Genomic DNA, 25548 nt, shown 5'->3' on the forward strand with positions numbered 1-25548 from the left:
TCCAGCTTGTTTCGCGAGCAACGACCATAATGTTAAGTCTACAGAATGTAACCTAAAAAACGGCAGAAATGCGCCGTTTTCTTACATGCGAATGTTATGCAGTCGCACGCTCTGCAGCGATAATGGTTCGCGCGAACGGTACGCACTGCCCGCATTTTGGGCGCCGACCGAACCTGGCATAAGCGCTGCAAGGCGTATCGCATCCGTCACGCGCGGCTTCCCGCAGGTCTTTTTCGCGAATCGCATTGCAGATACAAACAACCATGTGCCATCTCCTGACACCGAAGTAGCTTTCCTGCTAATAGGTCGCAATAGTAAATTAGCGCCTAATTGCGAATTCGTCGCATTTTCTGCATCTCGCCCCGTGCCAGCGATCGCCAGAGCCATTCGAAGGGGCCGAAATGGAATCGAACCAGCCACGGCTTCGACCAGAGAAGCATGAGCGCCCAGGCGCCGAATACGAACAAATACAAATGCGCGCGGTCGACATGGCCGAACAGTCCGCCGCCCCATCCATAGAATATCGCGGTCATCAGCAAGCTGGTGCCAAGGTAGTTGCTGAACGCCATGCGCCCGGCCGCAGCTATGCGCAGGATCAGGGGGTTATCCGGTGCGAGCAATATCCACGTCATGAACAGCGCCGCGTAACCGACCGTTAGCGGTATGCGGAATGGAAAGGACCAGCTCAGGAATACGCCGAAGGCCACAAGCGGATCATAGCCGGACACAATAACCCAAATCGCCATTGCAGCGGTGGGGGGCAGGCCAATGAGAAAACAGTGGCGGGCGGTGCGGCTATACTGGTCGATGGGCCACTGCCCGTTGAGGAAGCCGCCCTTGAGCATCGCCATGCCAAGCAGCATGAAGCCGAGCGTGTCGAACGTGAAGTATATGAGCAGGGTTGTTTTGTCCGGCAGTGCTTTGAGGGAAGCGGCGAAGATCGCACCATAATCGGAGCGGTAGAGCGCGACCTCCTGCGTGATGGCTGGCGTTCCGGGTCTGCCGAAGCTGTCGATCATCTGGCCGAAGCCTTGCACAACCTGCGCGGATGCGCCCGGTTCTGCGGCGGCGTGGCCAAAGGCGTAGGCGCTGACGATGAACGTCACGAGGATCACGAAATGCACGAGAAACGCGCCAAATGCCCATTTGACGAGGCTCAGGGGTGGGCGTCCGATAAACAGCAGTGCGATCAGGCTGACGATCGCATAGATCATCAATATGTCGCCCCACCACAGCAGCAAATAATGCGCGAGGCCGAAAGCGAACAGCCACGCTGCGCGCACAATATGGACGCGCCGCCCGTCGCGCCCGCTGATTTCGGCGCGTTCGATGATGAGGAGCATGGATGCGCCGAAAAGGAGCGAGAACAGCCCCCGCATCTTGCCGTCGAACAGCACGAAGGCGGTGAACCATGCGGCAATGTTGGGAAAGTCCGTGCCGCCCCAGACCGCCGGATTGATATAGGCGGCCTCAGGCATGGAAAAGCCGATGATGTTCAGCATCAATATGCCCATCACGGCAAAACCGCGCAGGGCATCGAGGGGGAGAATGCGGGTGTCGGGAAGCATGCGGCCGCTCTTATCCTTTTTCGGTGCTGGGTCCACCGTCACAAACTGGGCTACGGAAAGTGACCTTAGCGCTTATCCTTGCGGATCATGAGCTTGAGGCCCGACCATGTGGTATCGACGGCGCAAACCTTTACGTCAACGAGGTCTGTGTTGGGAAGGATGACCGCACGAATTATATCCTCTGTTATGTCGGTTGGCACCTTTGAAGCCTTTTTCGGCCAACTGATCCATAGGAAGCCGGCGGGGGCGAGCAGGGGACGAAGAGTGGCAATGCGCGCTTCCATGGCCTGCCGTTCGGTCACGAAAACATGAGCGGCGTCGAGCGGCGCTTCCGGGAGAGAGCACTCATGCAGGGAGAGGGCGGCATCGACAATTTCTGCACGTACACTCTCGGGCACGGCATCGAACCAGACCCGCATTCCCGACTTGAGCGAAAGCTTCTTTGCCAGTGGCGTGCCGGAATATCCTGCCGTCATCTATGCCCCCCGATGCAATATGATCCGATACTCATAGCAAGAGCGCGAGACGGTGGAAATCGGCCGAGGGTTCTGCAAGAGGGTTGGCATGGCGGATGAGCGCAAGGACAAGATAGCGGCAGCCTTCGGCGCAGCGGCGGCGGGCTATGACGACCATGCCGATGTGCAGCGGATCGCGGCAAGGACGGTGGCCGATTTGGCGTCCCTGCTTTCCCTGCCCGATGCGCCGCAGATATTGGAGATCGGTTGCGGCACGGGTTTGCTGACGCGGGAGATTGGCGGGCGCTGGCCTAGCGCCAAGCTGGTCGCGACCGATCTGGCAGCGGACATGGTCGCGCGGGTGGCAGATGGGGCGATGATCGCGGGGACGTTCCTGCCGATGGACGGCGAAGCGCCCTGGTTCGACGGCCCGCATTTCGACCTCATCCTGTCGAGCCTTGCCTTTCAGTGGTTCGACGATCTGCCGCTGGCCGTGGCACGGTTGCACGGACTGCTGCGGCCGGGCAGGAGTCTGATCTTCTCCACCATGGGCGCGCGGAGCTTCGCGCATTGGCGCGCTGCGCATGCGGCGTGCGGGGTTGCGGCAGGCGTGGCGGACTATCCGTCGCTGTCGGCGTTGCAGTCCATGCTGGCGGCATATCCCGATGCCTTTGCGTTCGACGAGGATTATCCCGTTGAATGGGGTAGTGCGCGCGGGCTGATGACGCACCTTAAGGGCATCGGTGCGAGCGTGCCGACGCCGGGTCGCGCGCCGCTGGGCACGGGGGCGTTGCGGCGCGTGATGGCAGCGTTCGACGCACAGGGTGCGTGCGACGATTATCACGTGCTGTTCGCGCGAGTGACGCGGATTTAGGCCGTAACTTCTCTAACCTCGCGCGTGTGGGCATGAGGTTAGGTGCAAAAAGTGCCGGGGTTTCAAAGAGCCGACGCGAATGTAGCAGCGGGGCGGGGATGTAGGACAGGGCTTCTCTTCGCCACATCGTTATTGGCGGGAAAGGCGGAACCTGTCGTGCCTGCCGCACGCCAGCCGCGTGTCGAGGTGTGGGTTCCCGCTTTCGCAGGAATGACGGAGGGGGGATGGCTTTTCTTAGCCATCCATCAGGGCGGGGAAGAAGCCTTCGTGGGCGCTGCGAAGGTCGGCGATGGCGATGCTCTTGCCGTGGAGCACGAGGGCGTTGCCGCCAGTGGTGCCGATGCGGGTCATCGGGATGCCAGCCGCCTGGATGCTGCCCGCCACGCTGCTGGTGACGACATAGCGCGCCTGATCTTCACCGAATGCGGTGAAGTGGTCGCCGATTTCTTCGAGCGTTGCGCCGATGCCGCCGGCCATCGCCATTTCGGCCACCGCTACGAGCAGGCCGCCATCGGACACGTCATGCACGGCGCTGACCTTGCCTTCCGCGACGAGGGTGCGGATGAACGCGGCGTGGGCCTTTTCCTTGGTAAGATCGACGGGCGGGGGCGGGCCGTCTTCGCGGCCATGCACTTCGCGCAGCCAGAGCGACTGGCCGAGATGGCCGTTATTGTCGCCGATGACGAAGATCGCTTCGTCTTCTGCTTTGAACGCTACGGTCGCCATCGTGTCGATGTCTTCCAGCACGCCGACGCCGCCAATGGCGGGGGTCGGCAGGATCGCGCTGCCGCCGCCGGCGGCCTTGCTTTCGTTATAGAGCGAGACGTTGCCGCTCACGACTGGGAAGTCGAGCGCGCGGCAGGCTTCGCCCATGCCGTCAAGGCAACCGACGAGTTGGCCCATGATTTCGGGGCGCTGCGGGTTGGCGAAGTTGAGGCAGTTGGTGACCGCGAGGGGCAGGGCGCCGACCGCGCTGATGTTGCGATAACATTCGGCGATGGCTTGCTTGCCGCCCTCGAACGGGTCGGCATAGCAATAGCGCGGGGTGCAATCGGTGCTGATCGCCAGCGCGCGGTTGGTGCCGTGGATGCGGACGACGGCGGCGTCGCCACCGGGGCGCTGCAGCGTATCCGCACCGACCATGTGGTCATATTGTTCCCAGATCCAGCGGCGGCTGGCGATGTCGGGGCTGCCCATCAGGGTGACGAGGTCCGCAGCGATGTCGGTGCTGGCGGGAATGTCGGTCAGCGGTGCGCGCTTGGGCGTCGGCACATGCGGGCGGTCGTACAGCGGCGCGTCGTCGGCCAGCGGGGCGAGCGGGATGTCGCACACGGTTTCGCCATGATGGGTGAGGACCATGCGGCCCGTGTCGGTGACTTCGCCGATGACCGCGAAATCCAGTTCCCATTTGTGGAAGATCGCCTCAGCAAAGGCTTCCTTGCCGGGTTTCAGGACCATGAGCATCCGTTCCTGCGATTCGGACAGCATCATTTCATACGCCGACATGCCGGTTTCGCGCTGCGGCACCATGTCCATGTTGAGCAGGAGGCCGACGCCGCCCTTGCTGGCCATTTCGACCGAGGAGGAGGTGAGGCCCGCGGCGCCCATATCCTGAATGGCGACAATGGCATCGGATGCCATGAGTTCGAGGCAGGCTTCGATCAGCAGCTTTTCCGTGAAGGGATCGCCGACCTGCACGGTGGGGCGCTTTGCGTCCGAGTCTTCGCCGAAGTCGGCGCTGGCCATGGTTGCGCCGTGGATGCCGTCGCGGCCGGTCTTTGAGCCGACATAGACGATGGGATTGCCGACGCCGGAGGCCGCGGAATAGAAAATCTTGTCCTGCTCAGCGATGCCCACGGTCATGGCGTTGACCAGGATATTGCCGTCATAGGCGGAATGGAAATTGACTTCGCCGCCCACGGTCGGAACGCCGACGCAATTGCCATAGCCGCCGATGCCGCGCACGACGCCGCTGATGAGGTGGCGCATCCGGGGATGGTCGGGGCGGCCAAAGCGCAGCGCGTTCATGTTCGCGACCGGGCGCGCGCCCATGGTGAACACGTCGCGCAGGATGCCGCCTACGCCCGTCGCCGCGCCCTGATAAGGTTCGATGTAGGACGGGTGATTGTGGCTTTCCATCTTGAAGATGGCGGCGAGTTTCGTGCCGTTCGGCCCTGCGCCGATGTCGATGACGCCAGCATTCTCGCCGGGGCCGCAAATGACCCAGGGGGCGGTGGTCGGCAGGTTCTTCAAGTGGATGCGGCTGGATTTATAGCTGCAATGTTCCGACCACATGACCGAGAATATGCCGAGTTCGGTGATGTTCGGCTCCCGCCCCAGAGCGTTCAGGACGCGGGCATATTCCTCTTCGTTGAAGCCATGCTCGGCGACGATTTCGGGGGTGATGGCGGGTGCGGTGCTGGACATGTGCGCGCGTTTAGCGGGGCGGGGGGATTTGGGCAACATGCTATCCCATCCCCATGAGAGTTGGAGAGGGCTTCTCTCCAGCGATAGCGCACAACCCCTCTCAAAGTTTCGGTAGGCAGCACGCTGCCAACCTTCACTATCCTCTCCCACAGGAGAGGAGCGATACGCGGATCAAAGAAAAAGGCCGGAGGCTTTCGCGTCCGGCCTTCGATGGGTTGAGATGAGTAAGGGTTTAGCCCTTGCAGCTTTGTGCGCTCTTGCCGGGAACGGTGATCGTTACAGGGCTTCCCGGACCGCTGACTTCATAGCCATCGACCTTCAGAGCGCCACCGGCTTCGGCAGCCGTCAGCTTGGTGGGCGTGCCGTTCTTTTCGGTGCGCAGGTTGGCCGTCTTGTCGTCGGACAGAAAGTCGACGAAAATAAGGCTGTTGTCCTTGCAACGATACTGCTTGCTGGCCTTCACGGCTGGCGGCAATTCGACAGGCGCAGCGTTGGCGATCTGTTCAGCCATCGGGTCGGCAGGGCCGCCCACGACTTCGGGTTCGGACTTGCTGCACGCGGAAAGCGAGATCAGGGCAGCGACGGCGAGGAGGGGGATATGATGTTTCATGACGGAACCTCGTATGTGCGGTTGCAGCATAGTGCGTCAACGGAAAAATGGTATTTTTGACCTTATCTATATTGCGGCGCGGCTTGACCTTTTCGTTACACTTGGGTGGCGTATCTCGATCATTCGTCATGACGGCTGTCTGCGCGATTAACGGGCGGGGTTGACCATAGCGTCTGCCCCCGCCAATGCTTCTGTCATGGAGACCAACACCATAGAGAACGAAGGCGTTGCCGCCTTGTCCTTCGAAGATGCGTTGCGTGAGCTGGAAGGCATCGTGCGCAAGCTGGAAAGTGGCGACGCGCCGCTGGAGGAATCGATCGCGCTTTATACGCGGGGCGAAGCGTTACGGGCGCAGTGCACCAGGCGGCTGGCCGATGCCGAGGCGAAGATTCAGAAGCTGACGCTCAATCCGGCAGGCGACGCGATCGGGGCGCAGCCCTTCGACGCCAATTGAACGCTGCGTTTTGGGGGAAGTCGGCATGAGCGCATCTGTGGCAAAGAGCGATCTGCTGAACGCTGCGGTGCGGGAAGTCGGCATCGCCATCGACAAGGCGTTCGATTCCCTGCTGCCGGTGCCCGACGATGCGCGTGCGCGCCTGTATGAAGCGATGCGCCATGCGGCCATTGGCGGCGGCAAGCGGATGCGGCCGATGCTGGTTAAGGCGACAGCGGACCTGTTCAACGTGTCGGCCGAATCGGCGGTGCGTGTGGGCTTGGCGGTCGAGTGCATCCACGTCTATTCGCTGGTGCACGACGATCTGCCCGCGATGGACAATGACGATCTGCGCCGCGGCAAGCCGACCGTCCACAAGGCATTCGACGAGGCGACGGCGATCCTGGCTGGGGATTGCCTGCACGATCTGGCGTTCGAAGTGTTGATCGATCCGCGCACCCATGCCGATCCGTTCGTGCGGTGCGAACTGGTTCGGGCGCTGGCGGTGTCCAGCGGTCCGGCCGGAATGGCGGGCGGTCAGATGATGGATCTGGAGGCGGAGAAATCCGGCTTCGATCTGCCGACGGTCACGCGGTTACAACAATTAAAGACTGGTGCGCTCATCGGCTTTTGTGTCGAGGCGGGGGCAATTCTGGGCCGGATCCCGCCAGAGGGTCGCACGAGCCTGCATGGCTATGCGCGCGATATCGGGCTGGCGTTCCAGATTGCGGACGACCTTCTGGACGTGGAAGGCGATGCCCATCTGGCGGGCAAGGCATTGGGCAAGGATGCGGCAGCGGGCAAGGAAACTTTCGTCTCGCTGCTGGGTGTCGAGCGTGCGCGCGAACAGGCGCGGATGCTGGTGGATCAGGCGAAGGCGCATTTGCATGGATTCGGCGCGGAAGCCGACCTGTTGCGTGCGATTGCCGACTATGTAGTGGAGCGTGACCGATGAGCGAGAGACTGAAACCGCGCGTGGGCGTCTATCCCGGCACGTTCGATCCCGTGACGCTGGGGCATATGGATATCATCCGGCGTGGCGCGAAGCTGGTCGACCGGCTGGTGATCGGCGTGACGACCAATCCGAGCAAATCTCCGATGTTCACGCTGGATGAACGGATGCAGATGGTGAAGCGTGAATGCGCCGACATCGACACCGAAATCCGTGTGGTGGCGTTCGACGCGCTGTTAATGACCTTTGCCGAGCGGGAAGGGGCCAGCATGATCATTCGCGGCCTGCGCGCGGTCGCGGATTTCGAATATGAGTATCAGATGGCGGGCATGAACCAGCAGATCAATGCCGGGATCGAGACCGTATTCCTGATGGCCGACGTGTCGTTGCAGCCGATTGCGAGCCGTCTGGTCAAGGAAATCGCACTGTTCGGCGGACCCATCCACAAATTCGTGAGCCCCAAGGTTTGCGAGGAAGTCGCCGAGCGCGTAGAGCGCATCGGGCGAAAGGGCACATGAGGCGACCGCTCATGGTCCATTCATAGTATTTTTCTTATCCGCACGATGGTGCGGACCACCTATTCCTCCGCTGGAGACAGGACGAACATGGCGTTGTTAAAGGGTTTCAGGACGGCGTGCATAACAGGCACGTTCATGCTTGCGGCGATCGCGGCGGCACCGGCTATGGCGCAGGGCGGCGGCGGGCGGGCCGACGAGCTCAAGAAGGCTGAGTCTGCGGCCATCGCGGCTGAAAACGCCAAGAAGCTGGGCGAAGAGGGCGCGGCGAAAGTGCCTGCAGCCGTCGTGCCCGTCGAACCCGACAATGTATGGGACCTGGATCTGTCGACAGGCGGCCGGGTGCGCATCCAGTTACGCCCCGACATCGCGCCGAACCATGTCGAGCGGATCAAGACGCTGACGCGGCAGGGCTTTTACAATGGCCTGAAGTTCCATCGCGTGATTCCCGGCTTCATGGCGCAGGGTGGCGATCCCAAGGGGGATGGCACCGGCGGATCGCCGCTGCCGGACCTGAAGGCGGAGTTCAACTTGATGCCGCATCTGCGCGGCACGGTGTCGATGGCGCGTGCGGCGAGCGAGGACAGCGCGAACAGCCAGTTCTTCATCCTGTTCCTGCCCCGGATGCAACTTGACAAGAAATATACGGTGGTTGGCCGAGTGATCGAAGGGATGCAATATATCGATCCCATCGCCGTGGGCGAGCCGCCCGCCGATCCGTCGGTGATCGTGCAGGCCTCGATCGAGAGCGACGGAAAGGCTGTCCCCGCCAATCTGAACGTCGCCCCTGCACCCGCCAAGGTGCCTAGCGCTGCGGATCTGAGCGCGCCGATCAAGCCGTAAGGAAAGCCGCTTTTCCTGCGGATGGAAACGGCATAATATTGGGTGTCGATGTGATACCCCCTCTCCTCGATCCTCTCCCCTGAAGGGGAAAGGGGGATTTGGTCGATGCGCGTAGATTTGTTCGATTTCGATTTGCCGCCGGAGCGGATCGCGTTGCGCCCTGCGCTGCCGCGCGATTCTGCGCGCATGCTGGTGCTCGACGGGACAGCGGGGATGGCGGATCGGATCGTGTCCGATCTGCCGTCGCTGTTACGCGCGGGCGATTGCCTGGTGTTCAACGATACGCGCGTCATTCCTGCGCAGCTTGAGGGGATGCGAGGCGAAGCGCGGATCGGCGCGACGCTGCACAAGCGACTAGGCTTGCGTAGCTGGCAAGCATTCGTCCGCAACGCCAAGCGCGTTCGCGAAGGCGACCGCATCGATTTCGGCGAAGGCGTGACGGCGATTGCTGGCGCGAAGGACGATGAAGGCGCAATCACGCTGAATTTCGAAGGCGATGCGCCGGTCGAAATTCTACTTGAGCGGGCCGGGCGGATGCCCTTGCCCCCCTATATCGCAGCCAAGCGCCCCACCGACGCGCAGGATCGCGAAGATTATCAGACGATGTTCGCACGGGAAGATGGCGCGGTTGCCGCGCCCACGGCCGCGCTGCATTTCACGCCGGAGCTGATGGCGGCGCTGGAAGCACGCGGCGTGCTTGCGCAGACGCTGACCTTGCATGTAGGCGCAGGTACCTTCCTGCCGGTCAAAGCCGACGATACCGCCGACCATAATATGCATGCCGAATGGGGGCGGATCGATGCGGCGGCGGCGGATCGGTTGAATGCGGTTCGCGCCGCGGGCGGTCGGGTCATCGCTGTCGGTACCACCAGTTTGCGGCTGCTGGAAAGCGCCACCGGCGAGGACGGCATCGTTCGGCCCTTCGCCGACGAGACGCGTATCTTCATTACGCCGGGGTATCGGTTTCGCGCTGTCGACGGTCTTATGACCAATTTTCACTTGCCCAAATCGACCCTGTTCATGCTGGTTAGCGCGTTGATGGGCCGGCAGCGGATGCAGGAAGCGTACGCCTATGCCATCGCACAGGGGTATCGGTTCTATTCCTATGGCGATTCGAGCCTGCTGCTTCCCGGCTAACGATCAGAATGGGTACTGACCCGATCAGGCCGGAGAGCCGACGGTAAAGGGTAAGCGTTTTTATCGAGAAGAAGGGGCACTTTCGCTCCGTTCACCGCGTTTTCACCTATCGCCTCTAGGAACCACGCGCCGGAATTTAGCGACGCCAATTCAGAAGTTTACCAAAAGGGAACACATTGTGCGGCAAGGGTGGGGCGAGAGACGGAGGGTGTAGTTGACGGATAAGGCAAAGCAGTGGAGCATTCATGCTCGACGCGACGCGGGAGTGGATGCTCACGCGCAGCAATTGCTTGCCGAATCGCTTTATGCGTCTCCCCTTGCGCTTATAATCGGCTGTGCCATTGCCCCCGGCATCGGCATCATCGTCGCGTTGAAATTACAAGATCGAATCATATTGGCGTTGACGATTGGTTTGGCAATTGCTGGCCTTGCGCGGCTTGCCTGTGCGTGGATTGCCGATCGGATCACGGTCGAGCGGGGCTTTGGCAGCCGACGCGCTTGGGCAATAGGTTTCGAAGCTGCGAGCTGGATTCACGGCGGTCTGCTGGGGGGAATGTCGTGCCTGGCGCTTCTGCGTTCAACCGATCCCGTCGTGCACATGCTCGTCGCCACGCTTGCGGCCAGTTATGGCGCGGCGATTTCCGGCAGAAATGCAGGGCGCGTGCGTGTAGCGTTAGGGCAAAGCTCGCTCATGATATTGCCCACGGCTGCAGGATTGTGGTTGCAGGGCGATTTCATCTACCGCATTCTGGCCGTAATGATGGTCTTGATGCTGGTGGGCATCGCCGAAATCAGCGTCAAGACTCACCGGATCGTTATTGACGCGCTGCAGGGCGAACGTGAGAAATCGCAGCTAGCCGTGAAATACGAAAGGCTCGCAAGGTTCGATAGCCTGACCGGCGTAGAAAACCGGATGGCGATGCAGATACGCCTGCGCGAAATTTTCGACAAAAACCGCCGCACGAACGATGCCGTCGCCATTTTGTGGCTGGATTTGGACCGATTCAAGGAAATCAACGACTCGCTTGGGCACATGATCGGCGATCATCTGTTATGCGCGGTTGTCGAAAAATTGGCTGAGGCACTGGACGGGCGCGGCCATGTGGCGCGTTTCGGAGGCGATGAGTTCATACTGATCTGCCCCAATGTCAATCGTGCTGAGGCGCAGGCAATTGCTGCCGATGTCATTGATTATTTCCGCCACAGTTTCGAAATCGCCGGGCATACGCTGGCCATCACGGCATCGCTGGGCATAGCGGTGGCACCACAGGATGGGCGCGATGTCGATGAGTTGATGCAGCATGCCGATATGGCGCTGTATCAGGCTAAAGGCACTGGACGTAATCGCGCCGTCAGCTTTACCTGGTCCATGAAGGAACGGTTCAACCGTCTTCACGACATGGAAACCGGGTTGCGGCGTGCGATCCCGGACAATCAGCTTTCGTTGCATTTTCAGCCCATGTTCGATTTGCGCAGCGGCAAGCTCGCCGGCTGCGAAGCCTTGGTCCGCTGGTCGCATCCCGTGCTTGGGTCCATAGCGCCAACCGAGTTCATTCCCGTGGCCGAGAACATCGGGATCATCACCGAGATCAGCGACTGGGTGCTGGCCGAAGCATGCAGTGCCGCGTCGGATTGGCCGGAGCATATCCGCCTCGCAGTCAATATGTCGCCGGCACTGTTTCAGGCGGCGGACCTGCCGCGGATGGTCATCGGGCATCTGATGGCGAGCGGCCTGTCTGCCAAGCGGCTTGAACTGGAAGTAACCGAAAGCGTGTTTCTGGACGATCAGCCACGCACCAGTGCGATGTTGTTGGAATTGCGCAAGATCGGGCTGCGGCTGGCGCTGGACGATTTTGGCACGGGCTATTCCTCGCTCAGCTATTTGAGCGCCTATGCGTTCGATACGATCAAGGTCGATCAGAGTTTCATGCACAATGTGCAGAATAGCCCGGAAAATCAGGCGGTGGTCCGCGCAATCGCTTTCCTTGCCGCAGAACTTGGCATGGATACGGTCGCGGAAGGCATCGAGAGCGAGGATCAGGAAACATACGCTCGCGAAGCAGGCTTCACCTATGCGCAGGGTTTTCTGCTCTGTCAGCCCAAGACCCGGGCGGAGATAAAGCGATTGCTAGCGAACGACATCGTTATAGATACGCAGCGCGCTTTGCGCCCGGTAAGACAGCGGCGCAAACGCGCCGAGGGCTGACAAAGGCTGCCAAAAGCGCCTATGGGCGCAGGATGACCCGACCCCGCTTCGCCTTCGACATAGCCGCCACCGATGGAAAGGCGCGCACCGGCACGCTTTCAATGCGCCGGGGGGATATTCGAACGCCAGCCTTCATGCCGGTCGGCACCGCCGCTACGGTGAAGGCGATGCGCCCTGATGAAGTGCGTGCAGCGGGCGCCGACATCATTCTGGGCAATACTTATCATCTGATGCTGCGTCCGGGTGCGGAACGCATGGCGCGGCTGGGCGGCCTGCATCGGTTCATGGCGTGGGACAGGCCGATCCTGACGGACAGCGGTGGCTATCAAGTGATGAGCCTTTCCGCTCTGACCAAGCTGACCGAACAGGGTGTCGCCTTTTCCAGCCATATTGACGGATCGAAGCATATGCTGACGCCCGAGCGATCGATGGAGATCCAGCGGCTGCTAGGTAGCGATGTCGTGATGGCGTTCGACGAGTGCACGAAGAACGGTGCGACGCGGGATGAAGCCGCGCTATCGATGGAGCGGTCCATGCGGTGGGCCCGCCGGTCGCGCGAAGGGTTCGATGCAGGTGTCGAGCACGCGGAGCGGTCCGCCTTGTTCGGGATACAGCAGGGCGCTCTCGATCAGGATTTGCGGCTGCGCTCTGCCCAGCAGCTTATCGAGATAGGTTTCGATGGATATGCAGTGGGCGGTCTGGCCGTGGGGGAGGGACAGGACGCGATGTTCGCGACGCTCGATTTCGCGCCCGACCAGTTGCCCGTGGATCGTCCCCGTTACCTGATGGGCGTGGGCAAGCCGGACGATATCGTCGGCGCGGTCGAGCGCGGCATCGACATGTTCGACTGCGTGCTGCCGACGCGATCGGGCCGGAATGGGCAGGCATTCACCTGGGGCGGTCCGATCAACATCCGCAACGCGCGCCATGCCGAGGACGAAGCGCCGATCGACGCACGCTGCGGCTGTCCGGTGTGCGTCACGTGGAGCCGTGCCTATCTGCATCATCTGGTAAAGGCGGGGGAAATGCTGGGCGCTATGCTGATGACGCAGCACAACATCCACTTCTATCAGGATTTGATGCAGGGGATACGCGATGCGATCACCGAAGGTCGGTTCGGCCCATTTGCCGCGTCATTCCGCGATAGCTATCTGAAGAAATAGGGTCTCAGTCCATGATCGGAATGTCGATGCAGAAGATGCCTTCCTCTTCATCGCGGCGCAAGGGCGCGCGTAACTGACGCGATAGCCCGGTCAGAACACGGTCGAAGCGGCCTTCCAGACGGGATTGAAGAACCGGAGTGGTGCTGAGCGCGAGCGACGCAACGCTGATCTGGGCGCGACCCGGTTCGTCGTCTTTCAGGTGCACCGTGATACGGATGGTCGCCGCAGGATCGCATAGCATCGCCAGCTCCACCAGTTCGGTCACCAAAAATGCCACCGGGACGGCAATGTCCTGACTGACGTGCAAATCTGCACTGTCGATCTGAATCGCCAGGCGCGCGCCACCATCGGTGCCGGACGCACGTAGGCCCGCCGCCAGTTCGCTCACCAACGCCCGGATGCCGACACCGCGATTTTCCTCCATCTCCGCGAAGTGATTGCGATGCACCACGGACAATGCATCGACGCGACGTTGGATGGAGGCATAGGCATCGGCGGCATCGGGCGTCACCGCGGATCGGCTGTGCAAGTTGATGAGGCTGGCAATAATCTGGAGGTTGTTCTTCACGCGATGATGGACTTCGCGAGTCAGCTTGCGCTGTCGGACCAGACTTTCCGACATTTCGACTTCGTGCGTTGCCACGTCCTCGCTGATGGCCCGGAATGTCTCGCCCAGATCGGTTATTTCCTGCGCGGGGGTGCGGACTTTTTCCAGCGGTTTCAGGGGGACGCCCGGCTGATAGGCAGCTACCGCCCGGCGCAGCAGCACCAGCGGACGGATCAACAGCCGGTTAACGACAAACCATCCAATCGCGGCGGCGGAGAACCACATGAGCAGGGGCAGAAAGAGGGAGAGCGTTCGCGCCCAGGTTTTTGGCGGATTATACGCGGTCAAGGTCAGCAGAATATCGGACGGCCCGACAGGGGCGGATACCTTTTCGAGATTTCCGACCGCCTGACGCGCGGCGCTGCCCGAGACGAACAACCGTTTTTCGCCCTGCGTCAGAACATATTGATGCCTGACCGTGGACGAGGAGGGCGATATGATCCGGTTCAGATAGCTCCGACCGTAGAATATCAGTGCCACAAGACTCCCATCGGCACTGGTGGTGCGCGCCACCAATGTGTTTTTTTCCGGCAGTAACGACATGGGTCGCGAATCCGGCCGATTCGGTATGGAAAATCGATCGAGCGATGCACCGGCGGTTGCGCAAAGACGTCTTCCGGCTTTGTTGTATATAGCGAATACAGTGTCGGAGGATGTTCTTGATCGAATGAACATGGAGATGCGTTCGCACTGCTGCGGATCGACCCTTCCCCTGGTAGAGCCGCTGATGCCAATGCGGAGGGCTGTCCGATCGAGGGAAGTCTCGGACGAAAGTGTGCGAGCGCTTTGGACAACGGAAATTTTGAGAAGGGAGACCCGTTCCATGTCCGCCGTGCGGATGGCCTGAAGCGAGGCGAACAAGGCGACAAGCCCCAGCGGTAGCAGCGCCAAAGTCAAGATAAGGAACATCTTGACCCCAGTGGAGCGGAAAGGCGCAAATACTATGGAGCGCTCCTGCGGGGCGGCATCGGAAACGTCAGCCACATTCTAACCGTTCAATCCAACTTATTGAGAAGATCGAGCATCTCGGCAGGAATGTCTTCCTGAACAGCGGTCTGATATACAGAACGCAATACATCGCCAACCTGATGGTCGGCCCCTTTGCTTCCCGAAACAGGCTTTTGACGTAGCTTTTTCTTTGCGGACGATGGCGAGGCGGCCGGGAGTGACCCTGTAGCAACATCCACGGTAGCGACCGGCGCGTCATGTGGTGCGATGGCTTCCGGTCGCATGTCAGAAGAACCCAAAACTCGCCCCTTTGTGCCTATACTTTAAAGGTGAAAACGCTACCGACATTTGCTGCATCTCCCCCTAACGTCAATCCTTGCCGTCCGTAGAAACGACATGTGCCTGAGAAAAAAAGTGATCGGAACAAAAAACCGAACGCCTGTGAAACAAATTGCGATGTGGTTGGTTCCGACGTTGCAATATTTTTCATTGGCATTGTGAAATGCGGCGGTGTCGCGGCGCAATGGCTTTGGAAAAACACGCAGTTCCGGGGGCGGGGGGTTGCAAAGCGGCAACCGGCATTCCATCCTTACACATTGATCAAACGGTTTGGCATTATGCCGCCGATTGTTCTCAGGGAGACAGTTTTCATTATGTCGCTTGGCCAGCAATTACATCCGCATCTGCCTTTTCTTCGCCGTTATGGCCGCGCGCTCACGGGCAGTCAGTCGCATGGCGATGCGTATGTCCGGGCCACTTTGGAAGCCATCGTCGCCGCTCCGGAAGAGTTCCCCCGCGATGTCGATCCTCGACTGGGCCTGTATCGCACGTTCCACGCAATCTGGTCATCGTCGCATATTGACGACAATGCCGCAGCAACAGCGAGCGGCGCGCATGAAGCCATCGCATCGGCACGATTGGCGCGTATTACGCCGCTGTCGCGCCAGGCGCTGCTGCTGACCGCGATGGAGGGCTTTACGACCGACGATGCGGCCTATCTTATCGATGTGGCGCCCGCCGATGTTGACACGCTCGTTGCCGAAGCGCTGCAGGAAATCGAGACGCAAACCCGTGCACGTGTTCTGATCATCGAGGACGAGCCGATCATCGCAATGGATATTGAAACCATCGTGCGCGATCTGGGGCATGATGTCACCGCCATTGCGGTGACCCGCGACGAAGCTGTCCGCGAAGCGATGGCCGACCGCCCTGGACTGGTGCTGGCCGACATTCAGCTTGCGGACGATTCCAGCGGTATCGATGCCGTAAAGGACATTCTGGCGGAATTCGCGGTTCCGGTAATCTTTATCACCGCGTTTCCCGAGCGCTTGCTGACGGGAGAGCGCCCGGAGCCAACCTTCCTTATTACGAAGCCTTTTCAAAGGTCTACCGTCAAGGCGGCAATTGCCCAAGCGCTCTTTTTCGATGAGGCCACGGCGCCAGCCTGATCGATTCCAGCTGCGGAATTATTACGCTTCGTTACGTAATCGGGAACATCGTCCGGACAGAGGTGTTATTGATGCGTAACGAACGGGAGAGCATTATGCAGGACGAAGAGCACATCGGCACGGATGAAGCCCGTGGCGGATCGACGCCACATATCGTGCGCTATGTGCTGGTGATCTCGCTAGTGCTTGCGGTCCTCGGCATGGCGCTGTTGCTTTTGCTGTGAATGGTTCCTTGGCGCATATTCGGGCCATTTAACGTACAATCGGGAAAGTCCGTTTTGAACAACACCTCTAAGACGTTTGTGGGAGCGCATTCTATTGGGTCGACCATATGATGGTTGCTGCCAATAAGACGACCGCGCCCGACGCAGTCAACGAAGACGTTGACGTCATTGCCTTGCCCGAGGATCGGGAGGCGTTGTCCGATGTCGATTTCAAGAAAGAGCTTGGCGCCGTCATTCCGCATCTTCGTGCGTTCGGCAGATCCTTGTCAGGCAATCGCGATCTGGCTGACGATCTCGTGCAGGAAACCTTGCTGAAGGCATGGGCTGCGCGCTCGCGCTTTCAGGCCGGCACCAACATGCGGGCTTGGACGTTCATCATCCTGCGCAATCATTATCTCTCGCAAATGCGCCGTTCGCGCTTTCGTGGCGAGTGGGATGATTTGACGGCGGACAGATTGCTTGCGGCGCCTGCAGGTCAGGACAAGCATATCGAACTGGCCGACATGCAACGCGCGTTGCTGCAACTGCCGCAGCCTCAGCGGGAAGCGCTCATTCTGGTGGGCGCAGGCGGTTTCGCCTATGAGGAAGCGGCTGAAATCTGCGGCGTTGCTGTCGGTACGATCAAGAGCCGAGTGGCGCGTGGGCGCGCTGCCTTGGAAGAAATGATGAACAGTGGCGACATGCCTACACGTCGCGGCCAGGTTACTGGTCCCACGGGTGTGCTGAACGAAATAATGGCGGACGTGGACAAGCTTAGCCAGGGGCGGTGATATTTATGCAGAGTAGGTCTGCGGGCAACTGCCCCACTTACTTGTCGAGCATGGACAGCAATAAGAGCATGTCATCTGGCACTGCATTGCGTTCTGCAGGATAGACGGAACGCAAAGCCCCTGCCACCCCATCCCGCGCGGACGGAGCAGGGACCACCATATAGCATCCTGCGGCCGTGGCCGCTTTATTCACGCGCAATGTTTCGTTTTGCCAAGTCATGTTCTATTGAACGGCCTTGAGAGCCAAAGGTTGCTGTATTCATTCATTTAAGTGAATGGATGCGCTCAACGGAGGCAAGGGAGGGCGAAAGCGCAGTGGTTCGGGGTGCAGAGCAGAGCGAAAGTGCCACGACACCCGTCGATTATGTGAGCGCTCTATCACGGGCCAAACAGCACGCGCCATTTCTGGCGCAGCAGATGTCCCGCTTTTCCGACATTACCGATTCACTCGCCTTGGGCGATGTTGACCATGCGCGGTCACTGGCATTGTCGGCGGGAGCGGGCGCTGAGACAGTGATGCAGGCGCTGCGCCGGGAGCGAGGTGCGCTTGCGCTGGTAACCGCTATCGCCGATCTGTCTGGAGCGTGGGATTTTGAGCAAGTCACCACCGCCCTCTCGGACTTTGCAGATGCCGCGCTGGACAAGGCCATTGCCGCTGCGTTCGAAGAACGCCATCTTGGCGAAACGCCGCGGGGCTTTGCCGTCATCGCGCTAGGCAAGCATGGCAGCCGTGAGCTAAATTATAGCTCCGACATCGATCCGATCCTTATCTTCGATCCGGACACCTTGCCGCATCGCGAGCGGGAGGAGCCGGTTGACGCTGCCGTCCGCCTCGGCAAACGGATCGTGGAGATATTGAGCGCGCGCGATGGTGAGGGCTATGTGTTTCGCGTCGACCTTCGCCTGCGCCCATCGCCCGAAGCCACCCCCATTGCGTTGCCGGTCGAAGCGGCCATCGGCTATTATGAGTCCGTGGCGATGGGGTGGGAGCAGGCCGCTTTCATCCGTTCGCGGGTAGCGGCTGGGGACAGGGCGCTGGGCGATTATTTCCTGCGCGCCATCCGTCCCTTCGTATGGCGGCGCTCGCTCGATTTTGGCGCCATCGATGCCATCACCGATATTTCCCGCCGCATCCGCGACCATTATGCGCAGGGGCAGGCATTCGGACCCGGTTATGACCTGAAGCGCGGGCGAGGAGGCATTCGCGAAGTCGAGTTTTTCGCGCAAGTGCATCAGTTGATCCACGGCGGTCGCAACAACGCGCTGCGCTCCGGCGCGACGCGCGAAGCTGTGCGGGCGCTGGCGGCGGCGGGAATCATCGGGGAGGATGTCGCCCAGCGGCTGGATGCGGGCTATGTGCTGTTTCGCACCATAGAGCATCGGTTGCAGATGGTCGACGACCTGCAGACGCACGATCTGCCCGCGAAGCCGGATAATCTCGACAATGTCGCGCGGCTGCATGGATTGTCGGACGGATCGGCTTTGCTCGCCTTGCTGCAACCGCACGTGACCTGGGTCGGCAACAACTATGACCGGTTGATCCAGGAGGATGCCGTAGATCAATTGTCTCACGATCCTGAAGGGTTGAAGGCGCAACTGGTTGGCATGGGCTTTGCCGATACGCAGGTGCCGCTGGCGCGTATCGCGCACTGGCGCGAGGGCTCGGTACGGGCATTGCGAAGCAGCGCGGCGCGCAATGCGCTGGAGGAATTGCTGCCCGCCTTAATGGCGGCTCTGGCGACAGCGCCGGACTCTGGGACGGCGCTCAACAGGCTGGACGACATGATCGAGCGGCTTCCCAGTGCGATCAATTTCTTCAAGCTGTTGGCTGCCCGTCCGGCCTTGGTTCAGTTGCTGGCGGAGATACTGAGCCACGCACCGACATTGGCGGATGCGCTAGCGCAGCGTGCCGAACTGCTGGACGGGTTGATTGATGCCAGCGCATTCGATCCGCCCCCTTCGGTTGCCGTGCTGTCTGCGCAGCTTGGATTGCTGGAGCCGGGAGACGATTATCAGATGCTGCTCGACCGCGTACGGCAGAGGGTGGGGGACAAGCGTTTCGCCCTTGGTGCGCAGATCGTGCGCGGGGGTGCCGATCCGCTGGAGGTCGCGGCTGGATATTCGCGTGTTGCCGAAGCGGCTATAGAAACGCTCGCGCAAGGTACCATTGCGGAATTCGAGACCGCGCATGGCAAAGTGCCGGGAGGCGCATTGGCGATACTGGCTTTGGGGCGGCTGGGCGGCGGGGCGCTGACCCATGCTTCTGACCTCGACCTCATCTACCTGTTTACTGGCGATTTCGCGGCGGAGTCCGATGGCGCCAAGTCTCTGGGCGCGACGCAATATTTCAACCGGCTGGCGCAGCGGATCACCAATGCCCTTTCGGTGCAGACAGCGTCCGGGCCATTGTATGAAGTCGATACCCGCTTGCGACCGTCCGGCGCGCAAGGGTTGCTGGCGGTCAGTTTCGACAGCTTCGCGCGCTATCAGCGCGAGGCGGCTTGGGCATGGGAGCATCTGGCGCTGACTCGGGCGCGTCCGGTGTTCGGTTCGGCGCAGGCGCGCGCAGCATTGCAGGCGATCATAGACGAGACGTTGGCGACGCCGCGCGATGGAGATGCCCTTGCCGCAGCGGCAGTGAAAATGCGCGGCGACATCGCCACGCACAAACCGCCTGTCGGACCGCTGGATGCCAAGCTGGTGCCGGGCGGTCTCGTCGATCTGGAATTTCTGGTCCATGTCACGCAGTTTTTGACGCGTAGTGCGTTCACGCCAGACTTGCGCGCGGCGCTCACGCAGCTTGTCGATGCGGGGCATTTGCCTGCCTCCTTGCTGGCGGCGCATGACCTGATCACGCGCTTCCTGCTGGTTTCGCGGCTGGTATCGCCAAAGTCCACGGAGCCGCCCGAAGCGACTAGGCCATTGGTCGCGCGGGCCTGCGCTGTTGAAGATTGGGATGCGCTGCTTGCCAGCTACGCCGCCGCGCGGCAGGATATTTCACAACAATGGGGCGCAATCGTCGCGCGGCATGCAGGGGGTCAATGATGGTGAACGAAGGCGACAAGGTACCCGGTGCGGCCCTTGAGAACAGGGCGAGCGAAAGTTTCACCCTGGCCGACTATGCGGGCAAGCGACTGGTCGTGTATTTCTATCCGAAGGCGGATACGCCGGGGTGTACCAGCGAAGCGCAGGATTTTACGGCGCTGGCGGATGATTTCGCTGCGGCTGGTGTGACGGTCATCGGCGTGTCGAAGGACAAGCCCGCAAAGCTTAAGAAGTTCGCCGAGAAATATGGGCTGAAGGTGCTGCTCGCGTCCGACGAAAAAGGCGGATTTTGCGAGGCATTCGGCACCTGGGTCGAAAAGTCGATGTACGGACGCACCTATATGGGGATCGAGCGAAAGACATTTCTGGTCGACGGCGACGGTACGGTGCTGAGGGTTTGGCCCAAGGTGAAGGTCAAGGGCCATGCAGCCGAGGTCCTGACGGCGGCAAGGGCGTAGTGCCCATGTCCGTACCGAATCAAGACAGGTTCAAACGAGCAGGTTAAGACGAGTTGCGGCATGATATCGACGAGTTGCATCCGTCGCAGTGACGCAAATCACTAACAAATCCTTAGTTTTCGGCCTTTTTTGCCTAACGTTAATCTGCCGTTCAACGACTCGACGTATCGGCAACCCGGTTGGACGCGCGAAATCACTGCGATACTTGCTTAATAATTCTGCATCGGCAGACATGCTGAACGGGGGCAGGTAGCACTGCTTAAAAAATTAGGGTCCACGTCTCGCAGCCACCCGGCAGTGCGGCGGCAAAATCGGGGTTCGCATGTCGCATCGTCAAGTAAGCAACGATAAGAATAGCCTTTTGTTCCAACGGATTTCTCTCTCTTCCATTAAAATGGGTTTTGCTGCCGCCGCTGCCATTCTGGCTTGCGCTGCTGCTCCGGCAAATGCCACCGAAGAAGATGGTCCCTACGCTGATGTAACTGCAGCGGACGTCGCCCCACAGGCGCCCAATGATGCGGGTTTCACTTCGCTCTTCTCGAGCTGGAAGAAGATGGACAGCGTGACGCAGTCCGCGGTCTACATCCCCTCGGGACGCCCAGTCGCAAAGCTCAGCCTGACCAGTAATTTCGGTGTTCGCTCCGATCCGTTCAACGGTTCGGCGCGGATGCACAAGGGCATCGACATTCCCGGTCCGGTCGGCACGCCGATCTACGCGACCGCCGATGGCATCGTTTCTCGCGCAGGCTGGGCCAGCGGTTACGGCAACCTCGTCGAAATCTCGCACGGCAACGGCATGGAAACGCGCTACGGCCACATGTCGAAGCTGATCGTCGCCCCCAACAGCCGCGTGCATCGCGGCCAGTTGATCGGTCTGATGGGCTCGACCGGCCGTTCGACCGGCAGCCATCTGCATTATGAAGTGCGCGTTGCCGGCAATGCGATCAACCCGCTGCCCTTCGTGGCTGGTGCGGACTATCTCGTTGCGCTGAACACCAAGCCGCCTGTCGCAATGGGTGGCCCGACGCCACGCCAGGAAAAAGACGCGGACTGAATTCACATGAATATCGACGATCCTTTCGTCGATAAGCAAAAGGCCCGGTCAGCGAATGCTTGCCGGGCCTTTTGCTTATCCCTATCTATAGCGCATGACAGACATTGACCTCACGCCATCCGCCGCTTCCCGCGTTGCCGCCATTGCGCTGCGCCAGGGCAAGGCCGCGATCCTGCGACTGGCCGTTGAGGGTGGGGGCTGTTCGGGTTTTCAGTATCGCTTCGGCCTTGCCGATGCCGTCGATGCGGAGGACGTCTCGGTAGAACGCGATGGCGTGACTTTGGTGGTCGATCCGATGAGCCTTGACCTCGTCCGCGGCGCGGCGGTGGACTATGTCGAGGATCTGGGCGGCGCAGCGTTCAAGGTAACGAACCCCAATGCGACCGCTGGGTGCGGCTGCGGATCCAGCTTTTCGGTCTGACCGCGCCTACGCGAATATCGGGGGACAGTTCAGCCAATGCGTATCGCAACGTTCAATATCAACGGCATCAAGGCGCGCCTGCCGCGTCTGATCGAATGGCTCGACGAGACTCGGCCCGATGTCGCCTGCCTGCAGGAAATCAAGACGTCGGACGAGACCTTCCCGGCGAAGGATATCGAGGCGGCGGGCTATGGCGTCATTTGGCATGGGCAGAAGGGCTTCAACGGCGTCGCCATCCTCGCGCGCGGGCAAGTGCCGGTCGAGGTGCAGCGCGGCTTGGCCGGTGAGCCGGAGGACGAGCATAGCCGATATCTGGAGGCGGAGGTCGATGGCGTACGGATCGCCAGCATCTACCTGCCCAACGGCAATCCGCAGCCCGGACCGAAATTCGATTACAAGCTGCGCTGGATGGATCGCCTGCGCAAGCGCGCGGCGGAAATATGGGCGGAGGAAATTCCAGCGGTGTTGGCGGGGGATTACAATGTGATCCCGCGTGACAAGGATACCTATTCCGTGCCCGCGATGGCCGACGATGCGCTGATGCAGCCTGAAAGCCGGGCCGCCTATCGCCGGTTACTGGGCGATGGCTGGACCGATGCGTTGCTCAGCCGTCAGCCGCAGGGCGGCGTGTGGACATTCTGGGACTATCAGATGAACGCCTGGCCGCGCGACGCGGGTTTCCGCATCGATCACTTGCTTCTCAGTCCTGCTGCGGCTGACCGGCTGCACGATGCGCAGGTCGACAAGGACTTTCGCGGCCGGGAAAAAGCCAGCGACCACGCGCCTGTCTGGGTGGAGTTGCGGTAGGGCGCTTTTATGGCTCAATGCAGCCATAACCTTCATTGTCATGCCAGCGACGGCTGGCATCTCAGGCTAAGGCGCACGGGGGTGGAATTTGTGTGGGGACTAAACACATCCCGCCACCGCCTGAGACCCCAGCTTTCGCTGGGGTGACGAAGAAAGAAGGTCCGCCCCCTTAAAGCCCCTTCTCATAAATCTGGTAACTCTTGTTCGTGAAGGCGTCGATGGCTTTGGTGATGGCGACCATCCCCTGATTGTCCTCCAGTATCCAGCCCATCTCGCCGCGTGTTGCGCCATATTTCGCCACGGCGTCGCGGCGGATGAGTTCAATCATCATGAAGGCAAGCTGGCTGGCCATGCGGGAGGACTGAAGCTTCTGGACCACGCCCATCAACGGCACGCGCATCGTCCGCACTTGAGGCTTGCGCAGCCACAGCAGCAGCTTTGCCCAGCCGAACGGTAGAAGCGAGCCGTTGAGCGGCTTGATAGCTTCGTTGAGGTCGGGCAGGGTCATCATGAACGCGACGGGCTCGCCATCGACTTCGGCAATGCGGATCAGGTCTTCGTACACAATCGGGCGGAGCTTCTTGCCGGTGAAGGCGATCTCGCTGTCGGTGATCGGCACGAACCCCCAATTCTTGCCCCACGCATCGTTGAGGATGTTGAGGATTATTGCGGCTTCCTTGTCGAAATCCTTCTTGTTTACATGCCGGATGCGAATGCGCGGGTTTTTCTCACCGGACTCCACGATCCGCTGGACCAGAGGGGAAAAGCCCTTCTTGATGTTGATTTCGTAACAATTGAGTTTCTTGGCGGGGGTGTATCCCGCGCTTTCGATCCACGCTTCATAGGCGGGGCTGTTGTGGCCCATCATGACCGTCGGCGGATGATCGTGACCGTGGACGAGCAAGCCAGGCTCTTCCCAGATCGACAGCGATATCGGACCCAGAACGCGGGTCATTCCCTTGCCACGAAGCCATTCTTCAGCGGCCGCGATCAGCGCGTGGGCGTCTTCTTCATCCGTCGCTTCGAACAGGCCGAAATTGCCCGTGCCCGGTCCCATGCCCTGTTCGACGGGCATTTCCAGCGCAAGCCGATCGAAATGGGCGGAGATGCGCCCGGTGACCTGCCCGTCACGGCGCGCGAGGAAAAACTGCGCTTCGGCATGTTCGAAAAACGGGTTCTTGCCAGGGGTTATCAGATCATGGGCTTCGCCCTTAAGCGGCGGAACCCAGGCGGGATCGTTGGCGTAGATGGCCCAGGGTAGCTCGACAAAAGCCTTGCGGTCAGCCTTGTTGCTGACGGGGGAGATCACTAAATCAGATGAGGCCATGATGCTGTCTTTGCTTAGAGGTCGTCGACAGCAGTGCGTGGCAGCCTCACATTTTGTCAAGTCGGCCAGATATTTTGAGTCGGGCACGTATTTTGATTCCGGACAGCGTGGCGCAATGTTGAACATGCCATGTTGCTGCCATGAACTGTGCGCATTTGCCCGATAGGAGAATTGCATGACTGCTCATACAACGATAGCCGTGCCTTCTCCCCTTCCTGCCGAGCGGCGTCGTGCGCCCATTGCCGACGATGCAGCGATGTTGCGTTTGGCAGCGGAGCTGAACCGTGAATTTTCGGTTGCGAACCCGGCGATCTACTGGCCGGATTTCCTGATTTCGACGGGCATCGGCTATGCTGGTCTGGCCGGTGCCATCCTGTTGGATAGCGTGCCGTTGGCTTTGGCGTGCGGCGTCGTTGCGATGCTGACGCTGTATCGTGCGGCGAGTTTCATCCATGAACTGACGCATATCCGCAAAGGCGCGCTGCCGGGGTTCCGCTTTGCGTGGAACCTGCTGATCGGCGTGCCGCTGATGATTCCCTCGTTCATGTATGAAGGGGTGCATACGCTGCACCACGCCCGCACCCGCTATGGTACGGCGAACGATCCGGAATATCTGCCGCTGGCGCTGATGAAGCCGTGGTCTTTGCCGTTGTTCGTGATTGTGGCGATGCTGGCGCCGGTGGGCCTCATTTTCCGCTTCGGTGTGCTGACCCCGCTCAGCGTGATCGTGCCGCCGCTGCGTCGCGCGGTTGAGGCGCAATATTCTGCGCTGTCGATCAATCCCGCCTTTCGCCGTCGTCCGCCCGAAGGGGAATTCAAGCGCCAGTGGTACTGGCAGGAGGCAGGGGCGTGCCTGTTCGCTCTGGCGCTTGTCGCTAGCGTCTTCGCATTCGGATGGCGGCCGTTGCTGACTTATATGGCGGTCCATTCGGCGATGACCGTCATCAACCAGTTGCGCACATTGGTCGCACATCTGTGGGAGAATGAAGGCGAAGCGATGACCGTGACAGCGCAATATCTGGACTCGGTCAATGTGCCACCGCCGGGCGTGCTGCCTGAGATATGGGCGCCGGTTGGGCTGCGCTATCATGCGCTGCATCACTTGCTGCCAAGCGTGCCCTATCACGCACTGGGCCGGGCCCATGTCCGCATGATCGCTACGATGGACGCGCAGTCATCTTATGCTGGCGGCAATTATCGCGGGATGCTGCCTCTGGTCGGGAAGATCGCGCGGAGCACGATGCTGCGTCGGTAAC

The 25548-nt window shown here is 60.5% G+C and carries 25 protein-coding genes; 17 read left to right on the forward strand and 8 right to left on the reverse strand.

Annotation, left to right across the window (positions count from 1 at the left end; genetic code table 11):
• Positions 1–94: 94 nt before the first annotated feature.
• The 3 genes from QMG56_RS01605 to QMG56_RS01615 form a co-directional block, all read right to left on the reverse strand.
• On the reverse strand, positions 95–265 hold the full coding sequence (locus tag QMG56_RS01605) for a bacterioferritin-associated ferredoxin (RefSeq protein ID WP_230188563.1): 171 nt from the start codon (positions 263–265) through the stop codon (positions 95–97).
• Positions 266–326: 61 nt separating this feature from the next.
• A complete protein-coding gene (locus tag QMG56_RS01610; protein WP_281820818.1) occupies positions 327–1568 on the reverse strand; it encodes a DUF418 domain-containing protein in 1242 nt (413 codons plus the stop codon).
• Positions 1569–1633: 65 nt separating this feature from the next.
• Positions 1634–2044: a hypothetical protein gene (locus QMG56_RS01615; protein WP_281820819.1), complete on the reverse strand. Its 411-nt coding sequence runs from the start codon at positions 2042–2044 to the stop codon at positions 1634–1636.
• An 88-nt stretch (positions 2045–2132) separates the two neighbouring features.
• On the opposite strand from QMG56_RS01615, the gene QMG56_RS01620 reads away from it, so the two are divergent.
• A complete protein-coding gene (locus tag QMG56_RS01620; RefSeq protein ID WP_281820820.1) occupies positions 2133–2897 on the forward strand; it encodes a methyltransferase domain-containing protein in 765 nt (254 codons plus the stop codon).
• Between the two features lie 234 nt (positions 2898–3131).
• Here QMG56_RS01620 and purL read toward each other — a convergent pair whose 3' ends face one another.
• Both purL and QMG56_RS01630 read right to left on the reverse strand, forming a co-directional pair.
• On the reverse strand, positions 3132–5324 hold the full coding sequence (gene purL / locus QMG56_RS01625) for a phosphoribosylformylglycinamidine synthase subunit PurL (protein WP_281820822.1): 2193 nt from the start codon (positions 5322–5324) through the stop codon (positions 3132–3134).
• Between the two features lie 232 nt (positions 5325–5556).
• Positions 5557–5934: a hypothetical protein gene (locus QMG56_RS01630; protein WP_281820823.1), complete on the reverse strand. Its 378-nt coding sequence runs from the start codon at positions 5932–5934 to the stop codon at positions 5557–5559.
• A 196-nt stretch (positions 5935–6130) separates the two neighbouring features.
• Between QMG56_RS01630 and QMG56_RS01635 the strand changes: the two genes are divergently transcribed.
• The 7 genes from QMG56_RS01635 (at position 6131) to tgt (ending at position 13183) form a co-directional block, all read left to right on the forward strand.
• Complete coding sequence (locus tag QMG56_RS01635; protein ID WP_281820824.1) at positions 6131–6388, forward strand: exodeoxyribonuclease VII small subunit; 258 nt, start codon at positions 6131–6133, stop codon at positions 6386–6388.
• Positions 6389–6413: 25 nt separating this feature from the next.
• Positions 6414–7322, forward strand: a complete 909-nt coding sequence (locus tag QMG56_RS01640; protein ID WP_281820825.1) for a polyprenyl synthetase family protein — start codon at positions 6414–6416, stop codon at positions 7320–7322.
• Complete coding sequence (gene coaD, locus QMG56_RS01645; protein ID WP_281820826.1) at positions 7319–7837, forward strand: pantetheine-phosphate adenylyltransferase; 519 nt, start codon at positions 7319–7321, stop codon at positions 7835–7837. Before QMG56_RS01640 ends, coaD begins: the two co-directional genes overlap by 4 nt.
• An 87-nt stretch (positions 7838–7924) precedes the next feature.
• Positions 7925–8677: a peptidylprolyl isomerase gene (locus QMG56_RS01650; protein ID WP_230188553.1), complete on the forward strand. Its 753-nt coding sequence runs from the start codon at positions 7925–7927 to the stop codon at positions 8675–8677.
• Positions 8678–8782: 105 nt separating this feature from the next.
• Complete coding sequence (queA, locus tag QMG56_RS01655) at positions 8783–9814, forward strand: tRNA preQ1(34) S-adenosylmethionine ribosyltransferase-isomerase QueA (RefSeq protein ID WP_281820827.1); 1032 nt, start codon at positions 8783–8785, stop codon at positions 9812–9814.
• Positions 9815–10028: 214 nt separating this feature from the next.
• On the forward strand, positions 10029–12020 hold the full coding sequence (locus tag QMG56_RS01660) for a bifunctional diguanylate cyclase/phosphodiesterase (protein ID WP_281820828.1): 1992 nt from the start codon (positions 10029–10031) through the stop codon (positions 12018–12020).
• A gap of 32 nt (positions 12021–12052) precedes the next feature.
• A complete protein-coding gene (gene tgt / locus QMG56_RS01665; RefSeq protein ID WP_281820829.1) occupies positions 12053–13183 on the forward strand; it encodes a tRNA guanosine(34) transglycosylase Tgt in 1131 nt (376 codons plus the stop codon).
• A 4-nt stretch (positions 13184–13187) separates the two neighbouring features.
• On the opposite strand, the gene QMG56_RS01670 is transcribed toward tgt, so the two are convergent.
• Positions 13188–14333, reverse strand: coding sequence for a sensor histidine kinase (locus QMG56_RS01670; protein ID WP_309298532.1), 1146 nt, complete (start codon positions 14331–14333; stop codon positions 13188–13190).
• Positions 14334–14785: 452 nt separating this feature from the next.
• Positions 14786–15037: a NepR family anti-sigma factor gene (locus QMG56_RS01675; RefSeq protein ID WP_281820830.1), complete on the reverse strand. Its 252-nt coding sequence runs from the start codon at positions 15035–15037 to the stop codon at positions 14786–14788.
• A 354-nt stretch (positions 15038–15391) separates the two neighbouring features.
• On the opposite strand from QMG56_RS01675, the gene QMG56_RS01680 reads away from it, so the two are divergent.
• The 8 genes from QMG56_RS01680 to xth all read left to right on the forward strand — a co-directional run bounded on the left by QMG56_RS01680 (position 15392) and on the right by xth (position 22965).
• On the forward strand, positions 15392–16186 hold the full coding sequence (locus tag QMG56_RS01680) for a response regulator (protein WP_230188548.1): 795 nt from the start codon (positions 15392–15394) through the stop codon (positions 16184–16186).
• 71 nt (positions 16187–16257) lie between these two features.
• On the forward strand, positions 16258–16410 hold the full coding sequence (locus tag QMG56_RS01685) for a hypothetical protein (protein WP_281820990.1): 153 nt from the start codon (positions 16258–16260) through the stop codon (positions 16408–16410).
• 107 nt (positions 16411–16517) lie between these two features.
• Positions 16518–17180, forward strand: a complete 663-nt coding sequence (locus QMG56_RS01690; protein WP_281820831.1) for a sigma-70 family RNA polymerase sigma factor — start codon at positions 16518–16520, stop codon at positions 17178–17180.
• A gap of 315 nt (positions 17181–17495) precedes the next feature.
• On the forward strand, positions 17496–20225 hold the full coding sequence (locus QMG56_RS01695; RefSeq protein WP_281820832.1) for a bifunctional [glutamine synthetase] adenylyltransferase/[glutamine synthetase]-adenylyl-L-tyrosine phosphorylase: 2730 nt from the start codon (positions 17496–17498) through the stop codon (positions 20223–20225).
• The gene (bcp, locus tag QMG56_RS01700; protein ID WP_281820978.1) at positions 20225–20683 is read left to right on the forward strand and encodes a thioredoxin-dependent thiol peroxidase; all 459 of its coding nucleotides are present in this window, start codon (positions 20225–20227) and stop codon (positions 20681–20683) included. Before QMG56_RS01695 ends, bcp begins: the two co-directional genes overlap by 1 nt.
• Positions 20684–21077: 394 nt before the next feature.
• The gene (locus tag QMG56_RS01705) at positions 21078–21737 is read left to right on the forward strand and encodes a M23 family metallopeptidase (RefSeq protein ID WP_230188624.1); all 660 of its coding nucleotides are present in this window, start codon (positions 21078–21080) and stop codon (positions 21735–21737) included.
• A 94-nt stretch (positions 21738–21831) separates the two neighbouring features.
• Positions 21832–22158 carry an iron-sulfur cluster insertion protein ErpA gene (erpA, locus tag QMG56_RS01710; RefSeq protein WP_230188545.1) on the forward strand — a complete coding sequence of 109 codons (327 nt, stop codon included), beginning with the start codon at positions 21832–21834 and terminating at the stop codon, positions 22156–22158.
• Positions 22159–22194: 36 nt separating this feature from the next.
• Positions 22195–22965, forward strand: a complete 771-nt coding sequence (xth, locus tag QMG56_RS01715) for an exodeoxyribonuclease III (protein ID WP_230188544.1) — start codon at positions 22195–22197, stop codon at positions 22963–22965.
• A gap of 169 nt (positions 22966–23134) precedes the next feature.
• On the opposite strand, the gene QMG56_RS01720 is transcribed toward xth, so the two are convergent.
• Positions 23135–24292 (reverse strand): N-acetyltransferase, encoded by a 1158-nt coding sequence (locus tag QMG56_RS01720; RefSeq protein WP_281820833.1) that lies wholly within the window; start codon positions 24290–24292, stop codon positions 23135–23137.
• A gap of 175 nt (positions 24293–24467) precedes the next feature.
• On the opposite strand from QMG56_RS01720, the gene QMG56_RS01725 reads away from it, so the two are divergent.
• Complete coding sequence (locus QMG56_RS01725) at positions 24468–25547, forward strand: fatty acid desaturase (protein WP_281820834.1); 1080 nt, start codon at positions 24468–24470, stop codon at positions 25545–25547.
• Position 25548: the final 1 nt, after the last annotated feature.

Source organism: Sphingobium sp. BS19 (assembly GCF_027925545.1).
In the GTDB taxonomy this organism is placed as follows: Bacteria; Pseudomonadota; Alphaproteobacteria; order Sphingomonadales; family Sphingomonadaceae; genus Sphingobium.

Coding starts and splice junctions, on each gene's coding strand:
- QMG56_RS01635 (WP_281820824.1), top strand. CDS start 6,131: ATGGAGACCAACACCATAGAGAACGAAGGCGTTGCCGCCTTGTCCTTC.
- QMG56_RS01685 (WP_281820990.1), top strand. CDS start 16,258: ATGCGTAACGAACGGGAGAGCATTATGCAGGACGAAGAGCACATCGGC.
- QMG56_RS01690 (WP_281820831.1), top strand. CDS start 16,518: ATGATGGTTGCTGCCAATAAGACGACCGCGCCCGACGCAGTCAACGAA.
- QMG56_RS01640 (WP_281820825.1), top strand. CDS start 6,414: ATGAGCGCATCTGTGGCAAAGAGCGATCTGCTGAACGCTGCGGTGCGG.
- QMG56_RS01610 (WP_281820818.1), bottom strand. CDS start 1,568: ATGCTTCCCGACACCCGCATTCTCCCCCTCGATGCCCTGCGCGGTTTT.
- tgt (WP_281820829.1), top strand. CDS start 12,053: ATGACCCGACCCCGCTTCGCCTTCGACATAGCCGCCACCGATGGAAAG.
- bcp (WP_281820978.1), top strand. CDS start 20,225: ATGGTGAACGAAGGCGACAAGGTACCCGGTGCGGCCCTTGAGAACAGG.
- purL (WP_281820822.1), bottom strand. CDS start 5,324: ATGTCCAGCACCGCACCCGCCATCACCCCCGAAATCGTCGCCGAGCAT.
- QMG56_RS01630 (WP_281820823.1), bottom strand. CDS start 5,934: ATGAAACATCATATCCCCCTCCTCGCCGTCGCTGCCCTGATCTCGCTT.
- QMG56_RS01680 (WP_230188548.1), top strand. CDS start 15,392: ATGTCGCTTGGCCAGCAATTACATCCGCATCTGCCTTTTCTTCGCCGT.
- queA (WP_281820827.1), top strand. CDS start 8,783: ATGCGCGTAGATTTGTTCGATTTCGATTTGCCGCCGGAGCGGATCGCG.
- QMG56_RS01670 (WP_309298532.1), bottom strand. CDS start 14,333: ATGTCGTTACTGCCGGAAAAAAACACATTGGTGGCGCGCACCACCAGT.
- QMG56_RS01605 (WP_230188563.1), bottom strand. CDS start 265: ATGGTTGTTTGTATCTGCAATGCGATTCGCGAAAAAGACCTGCGGGAA.
- coaD (WP_281820826.1), top strand. CDS start 7,319: ATGAGCGAGAGACTGAAACCGCGCGTGGGCGTCTATCCCGGCACGTTC.
- QMG56_RS01705 (WP_230188624.1), top strand. CDS start 21,078: ATGGGTTTTGCTGCCGCCGCTGCCATTCTGGCTTGCGCTGCTGCTCCG.
- QMG56_RS01725 (WP_281820834.1), top strand. CDS start 24,468: ATGACTGCTCATACAACGATAGCCGTGCCTTCTCCCCTTCCTGCCGAG.
- erpA (WP_230188545.1), top strand. CDS start 21,832: ATGACAGACATTGACCTCACGCCATCCGCCGCTTCCCGCGTTGCCGCC.
- QMG56_RS01720 (WP_281820833.1), bottom strand. CDS start 24,292: ATGGCCTCATCTGATTTAGTGATCTCCCCCGTCAGCAACAAGGCTGAC.
- QMG56_RS01620 (WP_281820820.1), top strand. CDS start 2,133: ATGGCGGATGAGCGCAAGGACAAGATAGCGGCAGCCTTCGGCGCAGCG.
- QMG56_RS01650 (WP_230188553.1), top strand. CDS start 7,925: ATGGCGTTGTTAAAGGGTTTCAGGACGGCGTGCATAACAGGCACGTTC.
- xth (WP_230188544.1), top strand. CDS start 22,195: ATGCGTATCGCAACGTTCAATATCAACGGCATCAAGGCGCGCCTGCCG.
- QMG56_RS01615 (WP_281820819.1), bottom strand. CDS start 2,044: ATGACGGCAGGATATTCCGGCACGCCACTGGCAAAGAAGCTTTCGCTC.